General features: G+C 71.4%; 21 protein-coding genes and 1 riboswitch. Of the genes, 8 read left to right on the forward strand and 13 right to left on the reverse strand.

Features of this window, described 5'->3' with window-relative positions:
• Nucleotides 1–28: 28 nt before the first annotated feature.
• The 8 genes from J2X55_RS07190 to J2X55_RS07225 form a co-directional block, all read right to left on the reverse strand.
• Nucleotides 29–349 (reverse strand): protealysin inhibitor emfourin, encoded by a 321-nt coding sequence (locus tag J2X55_RS07190; RefSeq protein WP_267786478.1) that lies wholly within the window; start codon nucleotides 347–349, stop codon nucleotides 29–31.
• Nucleotides 336–1394 (reverse strand): M4 family metallopeptidase, encoded by a 1059-nt coding sequence (locus tag J2X55_RS07195; RefSeq protein WP_115915575.1) that lies wholly within the window; start codon nucleotides 1392–1394, stop codon nucleotides 336–338. Before J2X55_RS07195 ends, J2X55_RS07190 begins: the two co-directional genes overlap by 14 nt.
• Nucleotides 1395–1529: 135 nt before the next feature.
• Nucleotides 1530–2321: an ABC transporter ATP-binding protein gene (locus tag J2X55_RS07200; RefSeq protein ID WP_181906542.1), complete on the reverse strand. Its 792-nt coding sequence runs from the start codon at nucleotides 2319–2321 to the stop codon at nucleotides 1530–1532.
• Nucleotides 2318–3142, reverse strand: a complete 825-nt coding sequence (locus J2X55_RS07205; RefSeq protein WP_309822655.1) for an ABC transporter ATP-binding protein — start codon at nucleotides 3140–3142, stop codon at nucleotides 2318–2320. Before J2X55_RS07205 ends, J2X55_RS07200 begins: the two co-directional genes overlap by 4 nt.
• A complete protein-coding gene (locus tag J2X55_RS07210; RefSeq protein WP_115920047.1) occupies nucleotides 3139–4008 on the reverse strand; it encodes an ABC transporter permease in 870 nt (289 codons plus the stop codon). The genes J2X55_RS07205 and J2X55_RS07210 overlap by 4 nt, the downstream gene beginning before the upstream one ends.
• Nucleotides 4005–4955: an ABC transporter permease gene (locus J2X55_RS07215; RefSeq protein ID WP_309822657.1), complete on the reverse strand. Its 951-nt coding sequence runs from the start codon at nucleotides 4953–4955 to the stop codon at nucleotides 4005–4007. The genes J2X55_RS07210 and J2X55_RS07215 overlap by 4 nt, the downstream gene beginning before the upstream one ends.
• Nucleotides 4952–6463 carry an ABC transporter substrate-binding protein gene (locus J2X55_RS07220; protein ID WP_115920051.1) on the reverse strand — a complete coding sequence of 504 codons (1512 nt, stop codon included), beginning with the start codon at nucleotides 6461–6463 and terminating at the stop codon, nucleotides 4952–4954. The genes J2X55_RS07215 and J2X55_RS07220 overlap by 4 nt, the downstream gene beginning before the upstream one ends.
• 143 nt (nucleotides 6464–6606) lie before the next feature.
• Nucleotides 6607–7524, reverse strand: a complete 918-nt coding sequence (locus J2X55_RS07225; protein ID WP_309822659.1) for an alpha/beta hydrolase — start codon at nucleotides 7522–7524, stop codon at nucleotides 6607–6609.
• A 99-nt stretch (nucleotides 7525–7623) separates the two neighbouring features.
• Here J2X55_RS07225 and J2X55_RS07230 point away from each other — a divergent pair, with 99 nt between their 5' ends.
• From J2X55_RS07230 to J2X55_RS07240, 3 genes are all read left to right on the forward strand, one after another.
• The gene (locus J2X55_RS07230; protein ID WP_309822661.1) at nucleotides 7624–8175 is read left to right on the forward strand and encodes a carboxymuconolactone decarboxylase family protein; all 552 of its coding nucleotides are present in this window, start codon (nucleotides 7624–7626) and stop codon (nucleotides 8173–8175) included.
• Nucleotides 8172–8882, forward strand: coding sequence for a tyrosine-protein phosphatase (locus J2X55_RS07235; protein WP_309822663.1), 711 nt, complete (start codon nucleotides 8172–8174; stop codon nucleotides 8880–8882). Before J2X55_RS07230 ends, J2X55_RS07235 begins: the two co-directional genes overlap by 4 nt.
• 85 nt (nucleotides 8883–8967) lie before the next feature.
• On the forward strand, nucleotides 8968–9432 hold the full coding sequence (locus tag J2X55_RS07240) for an SIP domain-containing protein (protein WP_115920057.1): 465 nt from the start codon (nucleotides 8968–8970) through the stop codon (nucleotides 9430–9432).
• 43 nt (nucleotides 9433–9475) lie between these two features.
• Here the strand turns inward: J2X55_RS07240 and J2X55_RS07245 are convergent, their stop codons facing one another.
• From J2X55_RS07245 to J2X55_RS07260, 4 genes are all read right to left on the reverse strand, one after another.
• Nucleotides 9476–9931, reverse strand: coding sequence for a Fe-S oxidoreductase (locus J2X55_RS07245; protein ID WP_115920059.1), 456 nt, complete (start codon nucleotides 9929–9931; stop codon nucleotides 9476–9478).
• Nucleotides 9928–10740: an arginase family protein gene (locus tag J2X55_RS07250; protein ID WP_309822667.1), complete on the reverse strand. Its 813-nt coding sequence runs from the start codon at nucleotides 10738–10740 to the stop codon at nucleotides 9928–9930. The genes J2X55_RS07245 and J2X55_RS07250 overlap by 4 nt, the downstream gene beginning before the upstream one ends.
• A 70-nt stretch (nucleotides 10741–10810) precedes the next feature.
• A complete protein-coding gene (locus J2X55_RS07255) occupies nucleotides 10811–11566 on the reverse strand; it encodes a PspA/IM30 family protein (RefSeq protein ID WP_074694165.1) in 756 nt (251 codons plus the stop codon).
• A 93-nt stretch (nucleotides 11567–11659) separates the two neighbouring features.
• Complete coding sequence (locus J2X55_RS07260; RefSeq protein WP_309822670.1) at nucleotides 11660–13777, reverse strand: TPM domain-containing protein; 2118 nt, start codon at nucleotides 13775–13777, stop codon at nucleotides 11660–11662.
• 124 nt (nucleotides 13778–13901) lie between these two features.
• Here J2X55_RS07260 and J2X55_RS07265 point away from each other — a divergent pair, with 124 nt between their 5' ends.
• The 5 genes from J2X55_RS07265 to J2X55_RS07285 all read left to right on the forward strand — a co-directional run bounded on the left by J2X55_RS07265 (nucleotide 13902) and on the right by J2X55_RS07285 (nucleotide 18491).
• Nucleotides 13902–14735 carry a DUF3097 domain-containing protein gene (locus J2X55_RS07265; protein ID WP_115920063.1) on the forward strand — a complete coding sequence of 278 codons (834 nt, stop codon included), beginning with the start codon at nucleotides 13902–13904 and terminating at the stop codon, nucleotides 14733–14735.
• Between the two features lie 104 nt (nucleotides 14736–14839).
• On the forward strand, nucleotides 14840–15562 hold the full coding sequence (gene trmB / locus J2X55_RS07270; RefSeq protein WP_115920065.1) for a tRNA (guanosine(46)-N7)-methyltransferase TrmB: 723 nt from the start codon (nucleotides 14840–14842) through the stop codon (nucleotides 15560–15562).
• Nucleotides 15559–16419, forward strand: coding sequence for a CPBP family intramembrane glutamic endopeptidase (locus J2X55_RS07275; protein ID WP_309822672.1), 861 nt, complete (start codon nucleotides 15559–15561; stop codon nucleotides 16417–16419). Before trmB ends, J2X55_RS07275 begins: the two co-directional genes overlap by 4 nt.
• 229 nt (nucleotides 16420–16648) lie before the next feature.
• Nucleotides 16649–16712, forward strand: a riboswitch (guanidine-III (ykkC-III) riboswitch).
• Between the two features lie 10 nt (nucleotides 16713–16722).
• Nucleotides 16723–17046, forward strand: a complete 324-nt coding sequence (locus J2X55_RS07280; RefSeq protein ID WP_210111041.1) for a multidrug efflux SMR transporter — start codon at nucleotides 16723–16725, stop codon at nucleotides 17044–17046.
• A 131-nt stretch (nucleotides 17047–17177) separates the two neighbouring features.
• Nucleotides 17178–18491 (forward strand): hypothetical protein, encoded by a 1314-nt coding sequence (locus J2X55_RS07285; RefSeq protein ID WP_309822676.1) that lies wholly within the window; start codon nucleotides 17178–17180, stop codon nucleotides 18489–18491.
• Nucleotides 18492–18556: 65 nt separating this feature from the next.
• On the opposite strand, the gene J2X55_RS07290 is transcribed toward J2X55_RS07285, so the two are convergent.
• Nucleotides 18557–18841, reverse strand: coding sequence for a hypothetical protein (locus J2X55_RS07290; protein ID WP_309822677.1), 285 nt, complete (start codon nucleotides 18839–18841; stop codon nucleotides 18557–18559).
• Nucleotides 18842–18928: the final 87 nt, after the last annotated feature.

The following is an 18928-nucleotide window of genomic DNA, read 5'->3' on the forward strand; positions in this document are numbered from 1 at the left end:
CGACTGTCCCGCTGCGTTCGACGCGGCCTCAGCGCCCGCGCGGCGGCGATGGAGCGGCCTGCCGCACCTCGTCGACCAGCGTGCGCCACGGCCCCTCGAGCTGCCCGTCGCCCAGCCGCGCCTGGTGGACGGCGGTGTCGCCCCGGTGCACCTCGATGCGCCACTGGTAGCGGTCGGCGCCGGGGGAGCCGGGGGAAGGGGCGTCCCAGGGGCAGCTCTCGACGAGCTGCCGCCACCGGGGGAGCCGGTCGCGATCGGGCTCGGCCCGCCACTGCTTCGAAAGCCCCGCGATCCCTCCCGAGCGCACGACGAGGACGCTCCAGCGCTCTTCGTCGTCAGGCTCGGGCATCCTCCTCGACGCCGACCCCGGCCCATGCGGCACGGACGGCGGCGACCTCCTCCGACTCCTCACCGTACTCGCTGGCCGCGGCGCGGAGGGTCGCGGTGGCGAAGGCCGAGAAGTCGGCCGTCGTCGACAGGGTGCCCGCGGTGATCGTGCGGTACCAGATGAGGCCCGCGCGCTCCCAGGCGAAGCCGCCGAGCGCCGTCGCCACCAGATAGAACGCGCGGTTCGGGATGCCGGAGTTGATGTGCACGCCGCCGTTGTCGTCGTCGGTCTCGACGTAGTCGCGCATGTGCCCGGGCTGGGGGTCCTTGCCGAGGACGTCGTCGTCGTAGGCCGTGCCCGGCGCCTTCATCGAGCGCAGCGCGTCTCCTTGCACGTCGTCGGCGAAGATGCCCGCGCCGATGAGCCACGATGCTTCGTCGGCGCTCTGGCCGAGGTGGTGCTGCTCGGCGAGAGCCCCGAAGACATCGGACAACGACTCGTTGAGGGCCCCGGACTGGCCCTGGTACTCGAGGCCCCCGGCGGCTTCGGTCACCCCGTGCCCTAGCTCGTGCGCGATGACGCTCAACGAGCGGGTGAAGCCGACGAACACGTCGCCGTCGCCGTCACCGAACACCATGCGCTCACCGTTCCAGAAGGCGTTGTCGTAGTCGTCGCCGTAGTGGACGGTGGCCAGCAGCGACCCGCCCGCCCCGTCGATACCGTCGCGCGCGAAGGCGTCCCAGAAGAAGTCGTACGTCTCGCCCAACCCGTCGTACGCCTCGTCGACGGCGGCGTCGCCGCTCGGCTCGTCGTCTTCGCTGCGGACGCGTCGGCCCGGCAGGTTCTCGGTGTTCGCCGCATCCGAGATGATGCGATCGGGCGCGGGTCCCGTCTCGGCGACGAGGGTGTCGCCGTCGATCGACAGCCGCAATCTGGTGCGCGTGGGGCGCGGCGGGCGAGGCGCGGCGAGGGTCTTGCGCGCGGCGGCGGCGGCGCGGGCGAGGCGCGGGTCGTCGGTGGAGGCGAGTCGGTCGAGGAGGAACGGGGGAACGATGCCGGGGGTCATGCGCCGAGGCTAGCGCCGACCCCCGACATCGCGGCAGCTCTTGTCCGACGGGGTCGCGGGGTGCTCGGGGCGCCGGGGGCCGGCATCCGTCCCGAGAACAGCGACGCCACGAGAACGCCGTCGTGACGACGCGCCTCAGGCGGGAAGAGTCGGAATGGATGCCAACAGCTGCCGCGTGTACGCCGCTTGCGGTTGCAGCAGCACCTTCTCGGTGGGCCCCTGTTCGACGACCCGACCGTCCTTCATCACGACGACCTGGTCGCAGACGTTCTGCACCACGCCGATGTCGTGCGAGACGAGCACGAGGGTGAGGTCTTGCTCGACGCGCAGGCGCGCGAGGAGGCGCAGGATCTGCGCGCGCACGGTGACATCGAGTGCCGAGAGCGGCTCGTCGCCGACGAGGATGCGGGGGCGGTGGACGATCGCGCGCGCCAGGGCGATCCGCTGGCGCTGGCCGCCCGAGAACTCGTGCGGGAACCGCGTGGCCATGTCGGCGTCGAGACCGACCTGTTCGAGCACGTCGCGCACGCGCGCGCGGCGGTCCCCCTCGATGCCGAGCGCCCACAGCGGTTCGCCCACGATGCGTTCGACGTTCATCCGCGGGTCGAGCGAGGCGTACGGGTCTTGGAAGACGATGCCGGTCGCCCGGCGCAGCCAGTGCAGCGACCGCGCCGAACCACGCGCGTCGACGGGGCGTCCGACGACCTCGATCGTCCCCGCGCTCGGTACGTCGAGGCCCAGCAGCAGGCGCACGAGGGTGGACTTGCCCGACCCCGATTCGCCGATGATGCCGACCGCGCTCCCCGCGAGCACCGAGAGGTCGACGTCGGCGAGCCCCACGGTCTGCTCGGCGCGGCCCACGCCCCGCGTCCGCGGCGTCGGGTAGGTGCGCGAGAGACCCCGCGCGCGCAGGAGCGTCTCGGTCACGGGGTCTCCTCGGTCTCGTCTCGGACGACCCCGCGAGGGGGGAGCTCGGGATGCCACAGCGTCGCCGTCGCATCCCGCAGCAGCGCCTGCGTGACGACAGACGTCGGCGCCCGCAGCAGGTCGGTGACCGCGCCCTCTTCGACCACCCGGCCGTGCTCGAGCACGACGGCGTGGGTGGCGACCTGCGCGAGCACCGCGAGATCGTGCGTGATGAAGACGAGCGACATGCCGGCATCCTGCACGAGAGAGCGCAGAAGCGACAGGACGCCCGCCTGGATCGTGACGTCGAGGGCGGTGGTCGGTTCGTCGGCGATCAGCAGGCGCGGGCGGCACGCCAGGGCCATGGCGATGGCGACGCGCTGGCGCTGGCCGCCGGAGAGCTGGTGCGGGTAGCGCGAGACGATGCGCTCGGGGTCGGGGAGCGCGACGCGCTCGGCCTCGGCCACGGCGCGGCGTAGCGCTTCGCGGCGCGAGACGCCCTCGTGGATGCGCACCGACTCGCCGATCTGCCGACCCACCGTGCGCACGGGGTTGAGGGCCGTCCGCGGCTCCTGGAAGACCATGCCGATGTCGTCGCCGCGCAGGCGCGCGAGCTCGCGATCGGGGAGCCCGAGGATCTCCCGGCCGTTCCAGAGGATGCTTCCCGAGGCCCGCGCCCCGTCGGGGAGGAGCCCCAGCACCGCCATGGCGGTCAGCGACTTGCCCGAACCCGATTCGCCGATGAGACCCACGCGGGCGCCCTCGGGCACCGAGAACGAGACGTCGTCGACGACGGCGCGCTCGCCGATCTCGATCCGCAGGTTCTTCACGACCAGGCTCACGCGACCACCCCCGGCACGTGCGTGCGCGCTGCGGGGGCGCGCTCGCCGAGGGTGGGGTCGGCCGCCTCGCGAAGCGCGTCGCCCAGCAGGTTCAACCCCAGCACCGTCAGCGTGATCGCCAGGCCCGGCCACACCACCGTGAGCGGATGCACGGCGATGTACGCCTGCAGGTCGCTCAGCAGAACACCCCACGAGGGCTGGGTCACGGGAGCGCCGAAGCCCAGGTACGACAGCCCCGCCTCGGCGAGCACGGCCACGGCCATGCCCCACGACAGCTGCACGATGAACACCGGCGCGACGTTGGGGAGCAGGTGCCGGGTGAGGTTCTGTCCGGTCGACAGGCCGCTCGCCCGCCCCGCGAGCACGAAGTCGCTGTGCAGCACGCGCCGCAGCTCCGGTCGCGTCACGCGCGCGATGTTCACACCGAACCCGATTCCCACCGACCAGATCACCACCGCGAGGGAGCCGCCCCACACGGCCGAGATCATCATGGCGATGATGAGGACCGGGAACGCGATGAGGATGTCCACGAGGACGGCGACGCTCTCGCGGATCCAGCGCGCGGTGAGCGAACCGAGGGCGGCGAGGACGATGCCGAGTACCGAGGCCACCGCTCCCGCGCCGACGGCGACGACGACGGTGGTTCGCGCTCCGGCCATGAGCAGGCTCGCGATGTCACGGCCGCTGTTGTCGGTGCCGAGCACGTGCGGCCACGAGGGGTCGCTCCAGCGCGCGCGAGCGTCGACCGCGGCCGGGTCGAAGGGGGTCCAGAAGACAGAGACGACGGCCGTGACGACGACGAGGGCGACGATCAGGATGCCGAATCGCCCGGTGCCGAGACTCCAGAGGCGCCGAAGGGTGGTCACGAGGCCTCCCTCTGGCGGGGGTCGATGACCCGGTGGGCGAGGTCGACCACGAAGCCGACGAGCAGCACGAAGCCGGTCAGGGCGAGCAGTTCGCCCTGCACCTTCGGCAGGTCGCGTGCGGCGACGTCGGTGACGAGCATGCGGCCGACCCCGGGGAGGGTGAACAGCTGCTCGATGACGACGGCGCCCACGATGATGCCGGCGATCTGCACGCCGAGCACCGTGATGACCGAGAGGCCGACGTTGGGCAGGCCGTGGCTCAGCAGGGCGCGCGTGCGCGTGAGCCCCTTCGCCGCGGCCGTGCGCACGTAGTCCTGGCCGAGTGCCTGCAGGGTCGCGCTCCGGACGAAGCGCAACAGCATCGCCCCCTCGACCACCCCGATGGTGAGGGCGGGGAGCACGAGGGCGCGGAGCGCGGCCGCGGGGTCGTTCCACCCCGCGCGGGGGAAGCCCTGGGGCGGAAGCCACCCCAGCCACACCGCGAACACGACGACGAGCATCATGCCCGCCCACACCACCGGGACGGCGGCGAGGGCCTGCGCGGCGACGCTCAGCGCCGTGCCGGCCGCCCGCCTGCGACCGAGAGCCGAGAGGACGCCGAACGGGATGCCGACGATCAGGGCCACCGTGAACGACATCGCCGCGAGCGGGACCGTGACGCGGGCCTTGTCCGCCAGCTCCGAGACCACTGACGAGCCGGTGATGAGCGAGGTGCCCAAATCTCCGCGCACGAGCCCGGCGATCCAGTCGAGGTACTGCGTTGCGAGCGGGGCGTCCAGGCCCAGGCTCGTTCGCAGGGCGTCGACCTGCTCGGGCGTCGCCTCGGTTCCGGCGATCAACTGCGCGACGTCGCCGGGGAGCACCCGGAGCGAGACGAAAATCAGCACGCTGGCCACGGCCAGGCCCAGCACCAGCAGGCCCAGCCGTGTCAGCGTGTAACGGATCACTCCGCCGCGACCGTCACGCCCGCCAGCGGCAGGCGCACGTTGAGGGAGTTCTTCGGGAAGTTCGACACGTTCGTGCCGACCGCGGTGAGGGGTGTCGACAGGAACAACCAGTCGGCGGCATCCTCGTCGCTCACGATGCGGGCGGCTTCGGCGAGCAGGTCGGAGGACTGCTGCTGGTCGGTGGTGGCGAGCGACTGGGCGTACAGCCCCTGCACCTCGGCGTTGTCGTAGCCGAAGTAGTACGAGGGGTTCGCCCAGTTGCCGAAGTCGCGGGCCTCGACGTGGCGCACGAAGCTCAGGTCGTAATCGTGGTTCGTGTACACGTCCTGCAGCCACGCGGTGAAGTCCACCGAGTTGACCTTGAGGGTCACGCCCACGTCGGCGAACGACGAGACCAGGAACGTCGGGATCGTCGTCGGGTAGACGTTGGGGATGGTCAGCGTCAGGCTCAGGTTCTCGGCCCCGGCCTGGGCGAGCAGCTCGCGCGCGCGGTCGGGGTTGTACGAGATGCTGCCCGACAGGTCTTCGTAGCCCGGGTCGAGGGGGGCGATGGGACCGTAGAGCTCGTCGCCCGAGCCGAGCGTCTCGATGAGGGCCTTGTGGTCGATCGCGAGGCGCAGCGCCTCGCGCACGCGCTGGTCGTTCAGCGGGGCGCGCTGGTTGTTGAAGGCCAGCGTGCCCTTGTCGGTGGTCAGGCCCGACTCGATGGTGAAGTTGTTCGTGCCCTCGATCTGGCCGCGCAGCTCGGGGTCGATCTCGAGGGCCACGTCGACGTCGCCGGCGACGGCGGCGTTGGTCGCCGCGCTCTGGTCGGGGATGTAGTCGAGCACGACCTCGGCGACGCCGGCCTTGTCGCCCCAATACCCGTCGTAGCGCGAGAGGGTCAGGCTCTGCCCGGCGTTGCGGCTCTCGACGCGGAAGGGGCCGGTGCCGTTCGCGGCGGTCTGGAAGTTGGTCGTGTCGCCGCTCTTGAAGATGAGGCCGGCGCGGCCGGTCATCGCGAAGAGGAAGTCGATGTTGGGCTTGGCGAGCGTCACGACCACCGTGGAGGCGTCGGGGGACGCGATCGAGGCCACGTTCGCCAGGTCGGAGCTGTTCTGGATGGTGGGGTCGTCCTTGGCCGTCTGCAGCGAGGTGATGACGTCGTCGGCCGTGAGCGCGCTGCCGTCGTGGAAGGTCACACCCTGACGGAGGGTGAAGGTGTAGGTGAGTCCATCGGGAGACACCGTCCACGCCGTGGCGAGTGCCGGGGCGATCGCGTTGGAGTCGTCGCCGTTGCGGGTGACAAGGCCCTGGTAGACGTTGTCGATCAGGGCTTGCTCGAGCGAGGCGCCGCTGGTGCGGCGGATGTCGAGGTTCGACGGCTCGAGCGACAGACGCACCGTGAGGGTGGCGTTCGGGTCGGCCTCTCCGGTGGGGTTCGGCGTCGTGTTCGAGCCGGTGCACGAGGTGAGCAGGAGCGCTCCGATCAGGAGCATGCTCGTGGCGAGAGCGGTGCGGCGCAGCATTGCGGGGTGTGTCCTTTCGCAGGCCGAGGCATCAGGGTGCTGTGGATGCCGAGCAGGGGTGGGAACAGCCTACTTTCACCCGTCTCCCCTCGACGCGCTCTGTGACGGCGCGCGACGCACGATGACGCGACGCCGGGGCCGGATCAGGGAGAGGGGACGAGCGATCGGATCACACGCGCCAGGCCCCGGGGGTCCTCCTCCTGCGCATTGTGCCCGGTCGCCAGGACGTGGACGTCGACCCCGGGCACGTGCTGCGCGAGCTCCTCGGCATCCCTCTGAGTGACGAATCCGCGCTCGCCGCGCACGAGGGCGACGGGTGCCGTGACCTCGGCGAGGTCGTCCCAGCCGGTCGCCGACAGGACGGCCCTCACGGCATCCGGGGTCGTGGGATCGGCCCCGGCGTTCGCGGCGGCCGCCGCGAGATGAGCGAAGTGGTGCTTCCACTCCACCCGGCCGTCGGGGCGCACCCGGGAGTTCAGGAAGACCCCGCGCGCCGCCGCCTCGGGCGAACCGCCCAACCCGAACGACAGGGCGCGTTCCACCAGCTCCTCGCGGGACGCCCAGTCGGTGGGGCCGGCGAAGAACGCGCGGATCTGCGCGGGGCCGGCGGTCGGGTCGACCCCCGGCGTGATGTCGACGATCGCGAGGCGCGAGACCAGATCGGGTCGGGATGCCGCGACGGCGGCCGCCGTGAGACCGCCGAGCGAGTGCCCCACGAGCACCTGCGGACCCGTCGTCCACTCCTCGAGCGCCGTGACGACGTCGGGGGCGAGGACGCGCGCGACGTACGCCGCGTCGTCGCGCCACGAGGAGTCGCCGTGGCCGGGAAGATCGAGCGCGAGAGCGGGAAGACCCAGATGCAGCAGGGTCGTGTCCCACGTGTGGGCGTTCAAGCCGGCGCCGTGCAGCAGCGTGACCGCCGGGGGAGCGTCGCCCCAACGCAGGCCGCTCAGGGTGCGGCCGTCGGCGAGGGGCAGCTGCACGCGTTCGACCGGGGGGAGCTCGCGGCCCAGATCGGCCGCCTGGGCGGGGAGGAACGAGAATTCGTCGCGCTCGGGCATGGGACCAGCCTGTCACCGCGGCGGCGCCGACGTCGCCGCCGTGCCACGGGGGCGTCACCGATCCCGCCCGACCCCGCGGGGCCGCCGTAGGCTGTGGACATGGGCGAAGAACGTCGCGTGCACCTGTCGAAGTCGGCTCCCGAGGCGTACGCCGCGCTGCGATCGTTCTCGACCACCGTCGGTCGCCTCGCCGCCGGGGCCGGCATCGATGCGCGGCTGCGCGAGATCGTGCAGATCCACGCCTCGCAGCTCAACGGGTGCGCCTACTGCGTTCGCGTGCACGTGGATGCGGCGGTGAAGGCCGGGCTCGACGCCGACGTCATCGCCCAGATCGCGACGTGGCGGGAGTCGGGCGTCTTCGACGAGCGCGAGCGCGCCGCCCTCGCCCTGACCGAGTCGTTCACCTTCATCCATGAGGACGGCGTTCCCGACGAGGTGTACGACCAGGCCGGCGGCATCCTGAGCGAGGCCGAATACGTCGCGCTCAGCTGGGTGCTCGTGGCCATCAACGCCTTCAACCGTGTCGCCATCGCGGGTCGCTACCCCGTGCCGCCCCGTGCGTCCTCGGCGGCGACCGTCGCTCCGGATGCCGCGCCTCCGGCGACGACGAGTCCGCGGGAGCCCCACGTGCACGCGGACGGCTCCGCGTGAGCGGCACGCTCGTCTCGGGCGCGGTGAACTTCCGCGACGTCGGCGGGCTTCCCGCGGGAGAGCGGCGCACGCGCTCGGGCGTGCTCTACCGCTCCGGCAACCTCGTCGCCGTGGACGATGAGGGCGCGCGGACTCTGCGAGACCTGGGCATCCGGCGCGTGATCGACCTCCGCGACGAGTCCGAGGTCGCCCATGCGCCCAGTCGTCTCGACGGCGCGGTCGAGATCCAGCACGAGCCCTTGTTCCTCGGATCGGTCGCGTCGTTCTTCGAGCGCGACCTGAGTCTCGACGAGATGTACGCGGCCCTGATCGACGACTCCGCCGATCGGGTGGTGGCGGCGGTCCGCGGCATCCTGCGGGCGCAGCCCGTGCTCGTGCACTGCACCGTGGGCAAGGACCGCACCGGGGTCACGGTCGCGATCGCGCTCGCCGCGGCCGGCGTCGACCGCGAGGCGGTGATCGCCGATTACGCCCGCACCGAGGACTTCCTGCCCGCGGAGCGAAACGCCCGGGTGCTCGCGGCGATCCGCGCCGTGCACCCCGACAACGTCCACGCCGAAGCCCTCGCGACCCGCTCGCCCGCTCCGGTCATGCGCGCGCTGTTGCACCGGGTCGACCGCGACTTCGGTTCGCCCGCGGGCTACCTCCGCGCGAAGGGGATGACCGAGGCCGAGCTCGAGGAGCTGCGCGAGGTGCTGGTCGGCTGAGGGCCCCTCGGGTTGTATCGATGTCGAGATACGGGGCTCGAACACAGGTTAGGCATACCTACATCGCGGGTATAGTGGAGTCATCATGTCGATCCCCACCGAGCACAACGCCGCCGCGTGCCGCGCGTCGCGGCACACGCGCGTGCAGCATCTCGTGACGGCCGACGAGACTTCGCTCGTCGAGCTCGAGGCCCTGCTCGCCACGCTCCCGATCTGCTCGACCGGTCGCGTGTTCGTCGAGGTCCCCGACGCGTCGTGGATCGGATCGATCGCGGCTCCCGCACGCATGACCCTCACCTGGCTCGACCGCTCGCGTCGCGGCGGCGCCCCCGGCACCGGCCGCGGCTGCGCGGCGGGTGAGGCTCTTTCGCGCGCCGTCTCGGGCTGGGCGGGCGAGATGCTCTGCTGCGACGACGACGCGACCCGCGTCATCCTGCTCGGCGCCTACCTCGGCACGGCCGAGATCGTGGACGACCTCGTCACGCGTCACGGCGTCGACGCCCAGGCCATCCACACGCCCGAGCGCTTCGGGCTCGCCACCGCGCGCTGACGCGACGACCTATCCCCGCAGACGCCCTGCGCCCCGGCGCTCGTCAGCTCCCGCGACGGACGTAGTTGCCCTCGACGAGCCCCGCCTCGATCTCGAACCGATTGCGAAGGGGATCGCGCCCGGCGAGGGCGTAGAGCAGCGGCATGAGGAAGCCGTACCGGCGCCACTGTCGCTGGTGGACCGCCTCGTGCCCGAGCACGGTGTCGGTCGGGCGGTCGTCGCCGGTGAGGAAGCAGCCGCCCACGCACACGCCCCCGCGAGGAAACGCCCACGCCGGTAGGCCGCGGAACACCCACAGGCCTCGGCGCTTCTCGATGCGGCCGGTGCTCCAGAGCGATCCCCACACCCACCCGACGGTGCAGCCGTACCAGTAGCCGACGCGGCTGAGGGGGGAGTCGAGCAGGACGCCGGGGATGAAGCGATCGAACCGTCGCCCGCGCGCCACCGCTTCGTCGGCTCGTTCGCGCCAGCCCGCCGGGGGCGGCGGGAGGGGGCTCATGCGAGGGCTCCGATCAGTCGCAGGATCGTCCCGAGGTCGTCGACGGCGGCGGCCGGGGTCGAGGGGGCGAACTCGGTCAGCGTGGCTCCCGCGAGCGGCACCCGCTCGCGCAGACGACGAAGGGATGCCACGACCTCGGCCGTCCGAGCGCCGAAGGGTACGGCCTGGGCGATGCCGCCGATGTCGGCGGGGTCGAGCGCGTCGAGGTCGATGTGCACGTGCACACGAGCCGCTCCGGTGGCGGCGACGGCGTCGGCCACCGCATCGGAGGAGGCGAGCTCGTCGGCGCGGATCACGGTGATCCCGTGAGCGGCGACGAACGCCTCTTCTTCGGGATCCCAGGCGCGGGTGGCGACCAGCACGAGGCGCGAGGGCGCGATGCCGGGATCGAGGCGGAGGAGCGTCTCGCCCTCGCCGGCGATCGCCCGCAGCGCCATGCCCGTGAACGCTCCGCTGGGGGAGGAGTCGGGGGTGTTCAGGTCGGGATGGGCGTCGATCCACACGACGGCGAGGTCGTCTCCCGCGATCGCCGAGACGGCTCCCAGCGCGACTCCGCAGTCGCCGCCCACGACGATGGCGGGCTCGTCGGACGCCCGCACGGCTTCCTCGATGCGCTCACGCATGCGCACGAGCGCGCTGTGGCGCTGCACACGGGTGCCCTGGGCGTCGCCGGCTTCGGCCGGGGGGTCGAGGAGGGTCGTCGACGCACGCGGCAGATCGCCGGCGATGGCTTCGGCGCCGTCGACGAGCTGCATCGCCCGAGCGGAGGACGAGCCCTGCCACTGCGGGGCGACGATGAATCGGGTCATGGCGGTTCCCCTCACCGAGAGATACGAGTGCACCGCCCGACCGATCGGGCGGTGCACTCGCGGTCGTGGATCAGACCTGGTCGGGGCTGGGCGCGTCGATGGCCGCGCGCTGCGGACCGCCGACCTTCAGGGCCGCGAGACGGGCTTCGACCTCGGTGAGCTCTCCGACGTCTTCGAGAGCGTTGAACTGCGCGTCGATGCTCGAGGCGGCGAGCTCCTGCTTGCCGGCGGCGAGGGCCTCCTGGCGGCGGATCTTGTCTTCGAAGCGGCCGAGCTCGCTCGTCGGGTCGAGCACGTCGATCGACTTGACGGCGTCGTGCACCTTGTTCTGCGCCTCGGCGACCTTGGCGCGAGCGGTGAGCTCGTTGCGCTTGGCCTTGAGCTGCTCGAGCTTGGTCTTCATGCCGTTCAGGCCGTCTTTGAGCTTGTCGACGACCTCGGTCTGGGCGGCGATCGTGGGAGCGGCGGCCTTGGCCTCTCCCTCGGCGGTGATCTGACGCTGCAGGGCGATCTTGGCGAGGTTGTCGAACTTGTCGGCTTCGCTCAGGTTGCCGCCGGCGCGCAGTTCGTCGCCCTTGCGGCTGGCGGCGAGGGCCTTGTTGCCCCACTCGGCTGCCGCCTGGACGTCTTCCTGGTGGTCGCGCTCGAGCAGACGGAGGTTTCCGATGGTCTCGGCGATGGCCGACTCCGCGTCGGCGATCGAGTTCGAGTAGTCGCGGACGAGCTGGTCGAGCATCTTCTGCGGGTCCTCGGCCTGGTCGAGGAGCGCGTTGACATTCGCGCGGACGAGGGTCTGGATGCGACCGAAGATGGACTGCTTGGCCATGCGGGGTGTTCCTTCCTGAGGGAGACGGTGTCGAGTCTGGTGGCGGATTCTACGAATTGTCTGTGATGGCGCGGCGATACCGCGAGGGGTGGACTAGCGGCGCGACCCCCGTCCACCGCCGGCGCGGCTGCGCCCGCCGCCCGAGAAGCCGCCGCCGCCCCCGCTGCGGGAGCGGCCGCCGCCGGAGAACCCGCCGCCGAAGCCGCCGCCGCGCGAGCGCCCGCCGCCGCCGGAGAACCCTCCGCCGAAACCGCCGAGGCCGCCCAGGCCACCGAGGCCGCCGCCCCCGAAACCGCCGCGAGAACGCCCGCCGCCGAGGATGGCGTTCACGGCGATGCCGCCGAGGATCGCGCCCATCATGTCGCCGCCGCCCCCGCCGCCCCCGCCGGCTCCGCCGCCGAAGGCCCCGACGTCGCTCTGCGCGGCGGAGTCGGCGTCCGCCGCGAGCTGCGCCGCGCGCTGGGCGGCGGTGAGGGCTGCGACGGGGTCGGCGGTACGTAGCTGCTCGGCCTGTACAAGGGCCGCGCCCGCCTCGGCGAGACGCGTGCGTGCTGTCGCTCCGACGGCTCCCCGGCGTGCGGAGATGAAATCCTCGGTCGCGCGCACCTGTGCGCGCGCCTGCGCCAGCGTCGTGTCGAGCTGGCTCTCGGCGCGGCGACGACGCTCGGCCGCGTCGCGGGCCTCGTCGAGCACCGCGTCGATCGTGGCGTTCGCCTGTTGCAGCGTCTGGACCGCCCGCATCGGGTTCGGACGCGGGGCCGAGAGCGCGCCGTGCGCGTCGTCGAGCTGCGACCGTGCGGAGGTCGCCGCCGCCGTGATGCGTCCCTCGGGATCGGGCAGTTGAGAGGCCGCTGCGAGGTCGCCCTCGATCTCTGCGACGAGAGCCGAAGCGCGCTGCTGTGCCTCGGCCAGGGCCGATTCCAGAGCGCTCACCGCTTGCTCGAGGGTGTCGGCCTGGGCGACTGCCGCCTGGGCGGCACGGATCGCGACCGCCGCTTCTCCGGTGCGCCCCGCGGCGAGAGCCGCCTCGGCGGCCGCCTCTTGGGTGCTCGCCAGCTCGAGGCGGGCTCGGGCCTGGGCCGGGTTGTCGGCGACGGTGGAGAGCGCGTCATCGCTGAAGCGCTCGGTCAGGCGCGCGAGCCCGGCCTCCGCCGCGCTGAGGGCCTCGGCGATCGTCGCGTGCTGCCGGCGGGTCACGGCGAGGGCTCCCGGCGCGTCGGCCTCGAGGGCGCGCAACTCGTCGAAGGCGGCTGCCTTGGCATCCAGCGCCTCGTCGGCAGCTGCGCACAGCCGCAGGATCTCGGTGTAGCCCGCCCTCTGCTGCTCGGGGGTCTCGGGGGTGCTGTCGTCCAGCTGCTGCTGGATCGAGAACGCCCGGTCGAGGTCGGACTGAGCCTGGGCGAGCACCTCGCGGAAGGGCGCTGCGGCCTCGTCACCGAATTGCGCGCGGGCGAATCCGAGCTCTTGCTCGCTGGTCTTGACGGCGTCGTCGACGGCCACGAGAGCGGAACCGGCGCGACGGGAGAGATCGTCGATGCTCTCGGTCGGGGCGGCGTCCGCCCCGGAAGCCGTCGCCCGGCGACGGCGGCGCACGGCCAACCAGACGAGGGCGGCGGCGATCGCGAGCAACAGCACACCGACGAGCACGATCGGCACGATCGCCGGGCCGTTCTGCGTGGCGGGAGTCGGGGGAGGGTCGGGCATGTTGCCACCCGCCTGCGCGTGCGCGGTGCGCAGGCCGTCGGCGGCGGCGACCGCCGCACCGGCGTCGTCGCCGGCTTCGAGCGCCGGTTGCACACGGTCCTGTTCGATGGAGGCGAGCTGGGCCGCCGAGATCCCGCCCGCGTCGACGTCTCCCGAGAGGTAGTACTCGAAGGTGTCGCCCTCGATCGCCACGGCCAACAGGTACTGGTTGGGTCCGAGTCGGTTGAGGTTGGCGGTCTCGTTCGCCCAGTCGTCGGCGCCGGTGGGGCTCTGGAAACCGTCGACGTAGGCGACCCAGAGGTCGAGTCCGGTCTGCTCCGACAGTGTCAGCAGGCGCCGCTGCACCTCGGCTTCTTGCGCGTCGGTGAGGACGCCCGCCTGGTCGAGCACGTAGCTCGAACCCAGCGTGGGCGGGGGGATCGCTGCGGCGCTCAGGGGAGCGACCAGGATTCCGACGAACGCGAGCAGCAGCACCGTGATCGTGTGCAGCACGGTCGGCTTTCGCATGCAGTCCCCTTCGGTTGCCGGATGTCTCCACCCTATAAACGACCGCTGACACCGGGGTGGGAGCGGCGCGTCCGCTGTGAGCGCACGCGTGCGCCGCCTAGGCTCGGACGCTCGGAGGTACACCATGGACGACCGTTACGGAACGGACGTGCTTGCCCGCGGCTGGCGCGACGCCGGACGCATAAAGCCCGCCGAGGTCGCGGCATCCGCCGACCTGGTCGTGGAGATCGCGGGCGACGGCTTCGTCGGTGCGGTGACCCGCATCGACGGCATGAACGTCGAGCTCGAAGACCGCTTCGGCAAGCGCCGCCTGTTCCCGCTCGGCGGAGGCTTCCTCGTCGACGGCAAGCCGGTGGTGCTGAAGGCTCCCGCCGCCGCTTCGAAGGGGCGCACGCGGACGGCATCCGGATCCTTCGCCGTCGCGGACCAGCGCGCCCGCACCGCCCGCGCGAGCCGCATCTTCGTCGAGGGCAAGCACGACGCCGAGCTCGTCGAGAAGGTGTGGGGGGCAGACCTCCGCGCCGAAGGGGTCGTGGTGGAATTCCTCGAGGGCGTCGACCTTCTCGAGCAGACCCTGGATGCCGAGCCGCCCACCGCCGAGCGACGCTACGGCGTGCTCGTGGACCACCTCGTGCCGAACTCCAAGGAGTCGCGCATCGCCGAGAAGATCGCGCGCGGCCGGCACGGAGCGCACGTGCGCATCGTCGGCCACCCCTTCGTCGACGTCTGGCAGTGCGTCACGCCCCGAGCGCTCGGCATCGCCGCCTGGCCCGAGGTGCCGCGGGGCATCGAGTGGAAGGTCGGCGTGTGCCGTGCCCTCGGGTGGCCCGCCGAGGAGCAGGCCGACACCGCCCGTGCGTGGCAGCACATCCTGTCGAAGGTCACCACCTTCCGCGACCTCGAACCGGCTCTGCTCGGCCGCGTCGAGGAACTCATCGATTTCGTGACCGTCCCGTGAGCGGCCGCAAGCGCGCGCTCTCGCGTGAGGGGTCGGAATCGGTCGCCTCCGCGTCGTCTGGGCGACAGAAAGTGGCCCCTCACGCGGCGGATAGCCTGGGGGACATGGACTCCGCCCCCGTCTTCCGCGACAAGCCGGTGTCGTTCGTACGCCGCAGCGGTCGCATGTCGGAGGCGCAGGATCGCGCGTGGGCGGAACTCTCGCCGTTCTACCTGCTCCCCGTCGAGCGTGCCGCCGCCACGACCAGTGTGAAGGCGGGCACCGCGATCGATCCGGCCGAGGTCTACGGCCGCACCGCGCGCCTCGTGGTCGAGATCGGCTCGGGCCAGGGCCACCAGATCGTCTCGGCCGCCTCCGCCGATCCCGACAGCGACTTCCTCGCCGTCGAGGTGTTCACCGCGGGGCTCGCCCGCACCATGCTCGACGCCGACCGCGAGGGGGTGAAGAACCTGCGCCTCGTCGAGGCCAACGCCCCCGAGGCCCTCGAACATCTGCTGCCGGCGGCATCCGTCGACGAGCTCTGGGTCTTCTTCCCCGATCCCTGGCACAAGAACAAGCACACCAAGCGTCGCCTCGTCGCCCCCGACTTCGCGCGGATCGCCGCGCAGGCCCTGCGCCCCGGCGGCACTCTGCGCCTGGCCACCGACTGGCAGGACTACGCCGACCAGATGCGCGCCGTGCTCGACGAGGCCCCCGGCTTCGAGCGGGCGTTCGCGGGGGAGTGGGCCGACCGCTTCGACGGGCGCGTGCTGACCGCCTTCGAACGCAAGGGGCTGCGGGTCGGGCGCGACATCCGCGACCTGACCTACACGCGGGTCTCGCCGTGACCGCGCACACCGCGGTGCCGGTGCGCGAGCGTTCCACGTGGACGCCGAAGCTGATCCCGGCGCTGCTGGTGTGCCTCGCCGCCCCGGTGCTGTTCGTCGTCCAGATCGTCTGGCTGGGCTGGATCCTGCTCGCCCTGGCCGTGGCATCCGCGATCCTCGTCGATCGGCGCAACGGTGTCGCCGTGGCCCGGAGCGAGGAACCGAGCATCGCCCGCGACATCTCGCTCGTCGCGATCGGCCAGTTCATCGTCAGCCTGATTCCTCTGCACGCCGAGCTCGACAATGCCGCTTTCGTGCGCTTCACGCTCGCTCTCGGCGGCGCGGTCGTGGTGCCGTACGTGATCTCGCGCTTCGTCTACCGCGACAACGCGATCCGCTTCCCCTGGCGCGGCGGGGGCCGCTGGACCTGGTGGCAGTGGGCGTGGCTCGGCGGCGTCATCGTGCTGGGCTACCTGATCCTGCCGTTCTACTTCATCACCTCGGGCGTCTACCGCAACTGGCCCGAGGTGACCACACCCGACCTCATCGCCCGTCTCTTCGTCGGTGTGGGGGCGGTCGGCATCTGGGACGAGCTCTTCTTCATCTGCACGGTCTTCGTGCTGCTGCGTCGCCACTTCCCCGACCTCACCGCCAACCTGCTGCAGGCCATCGTGTTCGTCTCGTTCCTGTGGGAGCTCGGCTACCAGGCGTGGGGGCCGCTGCTGACGATCCCCTTCGCCATCGTGCAGGGCTTCCTCTTCCTCAAGACCCGCTCGCTCGGGTACGTCGTGACGGTGCACCTCCTCTTCGACGCGGTGGTCTTCGGCGTCCTCGTGCACGCGCACAATCCCGACTCGGCATCCCTCTTCTTGATCTGATCCCGGATGCCGGCACCCCGGCGTCCCGTCCTTCGCGGGGTTCCCGTCTGCCGCCCCACCTCGCGCATAAACGCGACCGGCACGTAGAAACGCGAGCAGAGCGCGTTTATGTGCGCGAGAAGCGTTTATGCGTTGCTCCCTAGGGCGAGGGGCGGATGCCGAGGCGGCAGCGGAAGCAGCGATGGCACGGGGTGCCCGGGTCCCGCCCAGGTGCGCTCGCTACCCTGGTGTCGGACGCCCTCCGCGTCCCCGGACGAGGGATCAGTACCCGGACAGCGACAAGACTGGCCAAGGAGCACAGTCATGTCGTGGATCGTCCTCATCCTGTCCGGCATCCTCGAGGCCGTCTGGGCCACCGCCCTGGGCCGTAGCGAGGGTTTCACCAAGCTCTGGCCGAGCGTGGTCTTCGGCGTGGCGATCGTTGCATCCATGGCCGGTCTCGCCTTCGCGATGCGCGAGATCCCCACGGGTACCGCGTACGCGGTGTGGGTCGGGATCGGTGCGGCGCTGACGGTCGTGGTCGCGATGGTCAGCGGAACCGAGACCGTCTCCCTGGTCAAGGTGCTGCTCGTTCTGGGGCTGGTGGGGTGCGTCGTCGGGCTGAAGCTCGTGGGTGACACCCACTGATCAGGGCATTTTCCCGAAAGTCAACCGGATGGAACGCACGGTTTCATCCGGTACGATCCTCCCCAACTGCACTTGTCCGGGCCAGACACCGTCGTCACTCGCCCACATCTTCCCCCTGTGAAAGGTTCCGAGTGAGCGCACCGCCGAGCGAGCTTGCCTCCCCGACGCGTCCGTCGCGCGTCGTCGCACGACCGAGTCGTCTCGACCGTCTGCGAGATTCGCGCCTGGGTCGTTCCGTGCGCCAGTACGCCAGCGACGTCCTCCGCAAGCCCGAGGGCATCGTCCCCCTCGAGCGCGGTGCCTTCACGAAGGTGCTGATCCTGTGGGCCATCGCCCGCGTGGTCAACTTCGGCATGCTGTGGGGCTTCTATTCGATCGCGAAGGCCGCACGCTGGGGCTTCGGTCCCGACAGCGAGCGCCTCGGCACGTTCTTCGACTACCTCACCGGCTGGGATGCCGACCGATACGGTCAGATCGCCGCGCAGGGGTACCCGATGTCGCTGCCGATGAACGTGTCGGGCGACATCCTCCCCAACAACTGGGCCTTCCTCCCGGTGTTCCCCACCCTGGTCCGCGTGATCTCGGGCGCCACCGGGCTCGGCTGGCAGCCGGTCGCCGTGCTGCTGAGCCTCGGGGCCAGCCTGGGCGCCACCTGGCTGCTGTTCGTGCTCATGCGCACGGTCACCAAGCCCCAGCCCGCGTGGTGGGCCGTCGTCTTCTTCTCCTTCGCACCGATGTCGTTCCTCTTCGTCATCGGCTACAGCGAGGGCCTGTTCATGCTGCTGATGTTCGCGGGCATGCTGCTCGCGATCAAACGGCGCTACCTCTGGATCCTGCCGATCGGCCTCATCACGGCGTACACCCGCCCGGGAGTCCTGGCTCTGGGTCTGGCCCTCGGCATCGTGTTCCTCGTGCGGTTCTTCCGCCGCAAGGTCGATCCGTTCCCGATGCGCGAGTGGCTCTCTCTCATGGCATCCGGTCTCGTGATCGCCGTCGCGGGCCTGTCGTGGAACCACATCGCTCAGTACGTCACGGGCACGCACAACGCCTACATCCGCACCGAGCTCGGCTGGTGGCTGGACTACGTCGGCAACGACGAGTTCACGCCCTTCACCCCCTGGTTCCGTCAGGCGGGTACGCACCTGGGTGTCGTCGGCATCATCCTCGTCATCGCGTTGATCGTCGCTTTCGCGGCACTCATGTGGTCGCGCCCCGTCCGCAAGCTCGGCCTCATGGTCGTCGCGTACGGCTTCAGCTACGGCGTGTACATCTTCGCGGTCTTCCTGCCCCAGCAGAGTACGTTCCGCCTGCTCATGCCGATGGCGCCTCTGCTCGGTGACGAGCGCTGGTCGTCCACTCCGCGACGTCGCACGGCGATCCTGGTCGGATGCCTCGTGCTCCAGGCCGTGGCCATCCTGCTGCTGTGGACCCGCGGAAACCCGTGAGCCCACGCGGAGACGAGAAGAGGGGCGGTGCCGTGCGGCGCCGCCCCTCTTCTCGTCTCACGGAGTCAGTCGGGCTGTCCGCCGGGGTCGACGGCGTCGACGACGTCCTGTTCCGCGGCGTTGTCGGCATCCATCTCCGCCGATCCCGTCGCGTCGTCCTGGGTGCTCGCGAACGCCCCGGCCGACGAGTCCGAGGCCGCCGCGGGTGCCGGTTCCGTCTCGGGCGGGAGGGGGATGGTGGGCTCCGCCGGCGTCGGAGCGGTCGGCTCGGCGGGGTGGGGAGCGGTGGGTTCCGAGGGAGCGGGTTGCGACGGGTCGGACGGGGCCTGGGGGAAGGTCGGGGTGCTCATGTGCCCACTCTGCGCACAGCGGCGAGAGTCCGCGAGCCCCTTCCGCCTCGGGCCGCCCGGGTGTATCCCGGTGCGACTAGGCTCTTC

The organism is Microbacterium sp. 1154 (genome assembly GCF_031455375.1).
In the GTDB taxonomy this organism is placed as follows: Bacteria; Actinomycetota; Actinomycetes; order Actinomycetales; family Microbacteriaceae; genus Microbacterium.

Excerpts from the sequence above, each read along its gene's own strand:
- J2X55_RS07255 (WP_074694165.1), bottom strand. The coding sequence starts at position 11,566 with ATGGCCAAGCAGTCCATCTTCGGTCGCATCCAGACCCTCGTCCGCGCG.
- J2X55_RS07230 (WP_309822661.1), top strand. The coding sequence starts at position 7,624 with ATGGGCGAAGAACGTCGCGTGCACCTGTCGAAGTCGGCTCCCGAGGCG.
- trmB (WP_115920065.1), top strand. The coding sequence starts at position 14,840 with ATGGACTCCGCCCCCGTCTTCCGCGACAAGCCGGTGTCGTTCGTACGC.
- J2X55_RS07250 (WP_309822667.1), bottom strand. The coding sequence starts at position 10,740 with ATGACCCGATTCATCGTCGCCCCGCAGTGGCAGGGCTCGTCCTCCGCT.
- J2X55_RS07265 (WP_115920063.1), top strand. The coding sequence starts at position 13,902 with ATGGACGACCGTTACGGAACGGACGTGCTTGCCCGCGGCTGGCGCGAC.
- J2X55_RS07240 (WP_115920057.1), top strand. The coding sequence starts at position 8,968 with ATGTCGATCCCCACCGAGCACAACGCCGCCGCGTGCCGCGCGTCGCGG.
- J2X55_RS07260 (WP_309822670.1), bottom strand. The coding sequence starts at position 13,777 with ATGCGAAAGCCGACCGTGCTGCACACGATCACGGTGCTGCTGCTCGCG.
- J2X55_RS07190 (WP_267786478.1), bottom strand. The coding sequence starts at position 349 with ATGCCCGAGCCTGACGACGAAGAGCGCTGGAGCGTCCTCGTCGTGCGC.
- J2X55_RS07195 (WP_115915575.1), bottom strand. The coding sequence starts at position 1,394 with ATGACCCCCGGCATCGTTCCCCCGTTCCTCCTCGACCGACTCGCCTCC.
- J2X55_RS07220 (WP_115920051.1), bottom strand. The coding sequence starts at position 6,463 with ATGCTGCGCCGCACCGCTCTCGCCACGAGCATGCTCCTGATCGGAGCG.
- J2X55_RS07245 (WP_115920059.1), bottom strand. The coding sequence starts at position 9,931 with ATGAGCCCCCTCCCGCCGCCCCCGGCGGGCTGGCGCGAACGAGCCGAC.
- J2X55_RS07225 (WP_309822659.1), bottom strand. The coding sequence starts at position 7,524 with ATGCCCGAGCGCGACGAATTCTCGTTCCTCCCCGCCCAGGCGGCCGAT.
- J2X55_RS07280 (WP_210111041.1), top strand. The coding sequence starts at position 16,723 with ATGTCGTGGATCGTCCTCATCCTGTCCGGCATCCTCGAGGCCGTCTGG.
- J2X55_RS07290 (WP_309822677.1), bottom strand. The coding sequence starts at position 18,841 with ATGAGCACCCCGACCTTCCCCCAGGCCCCGTCCGACCCGTCGCAACCC.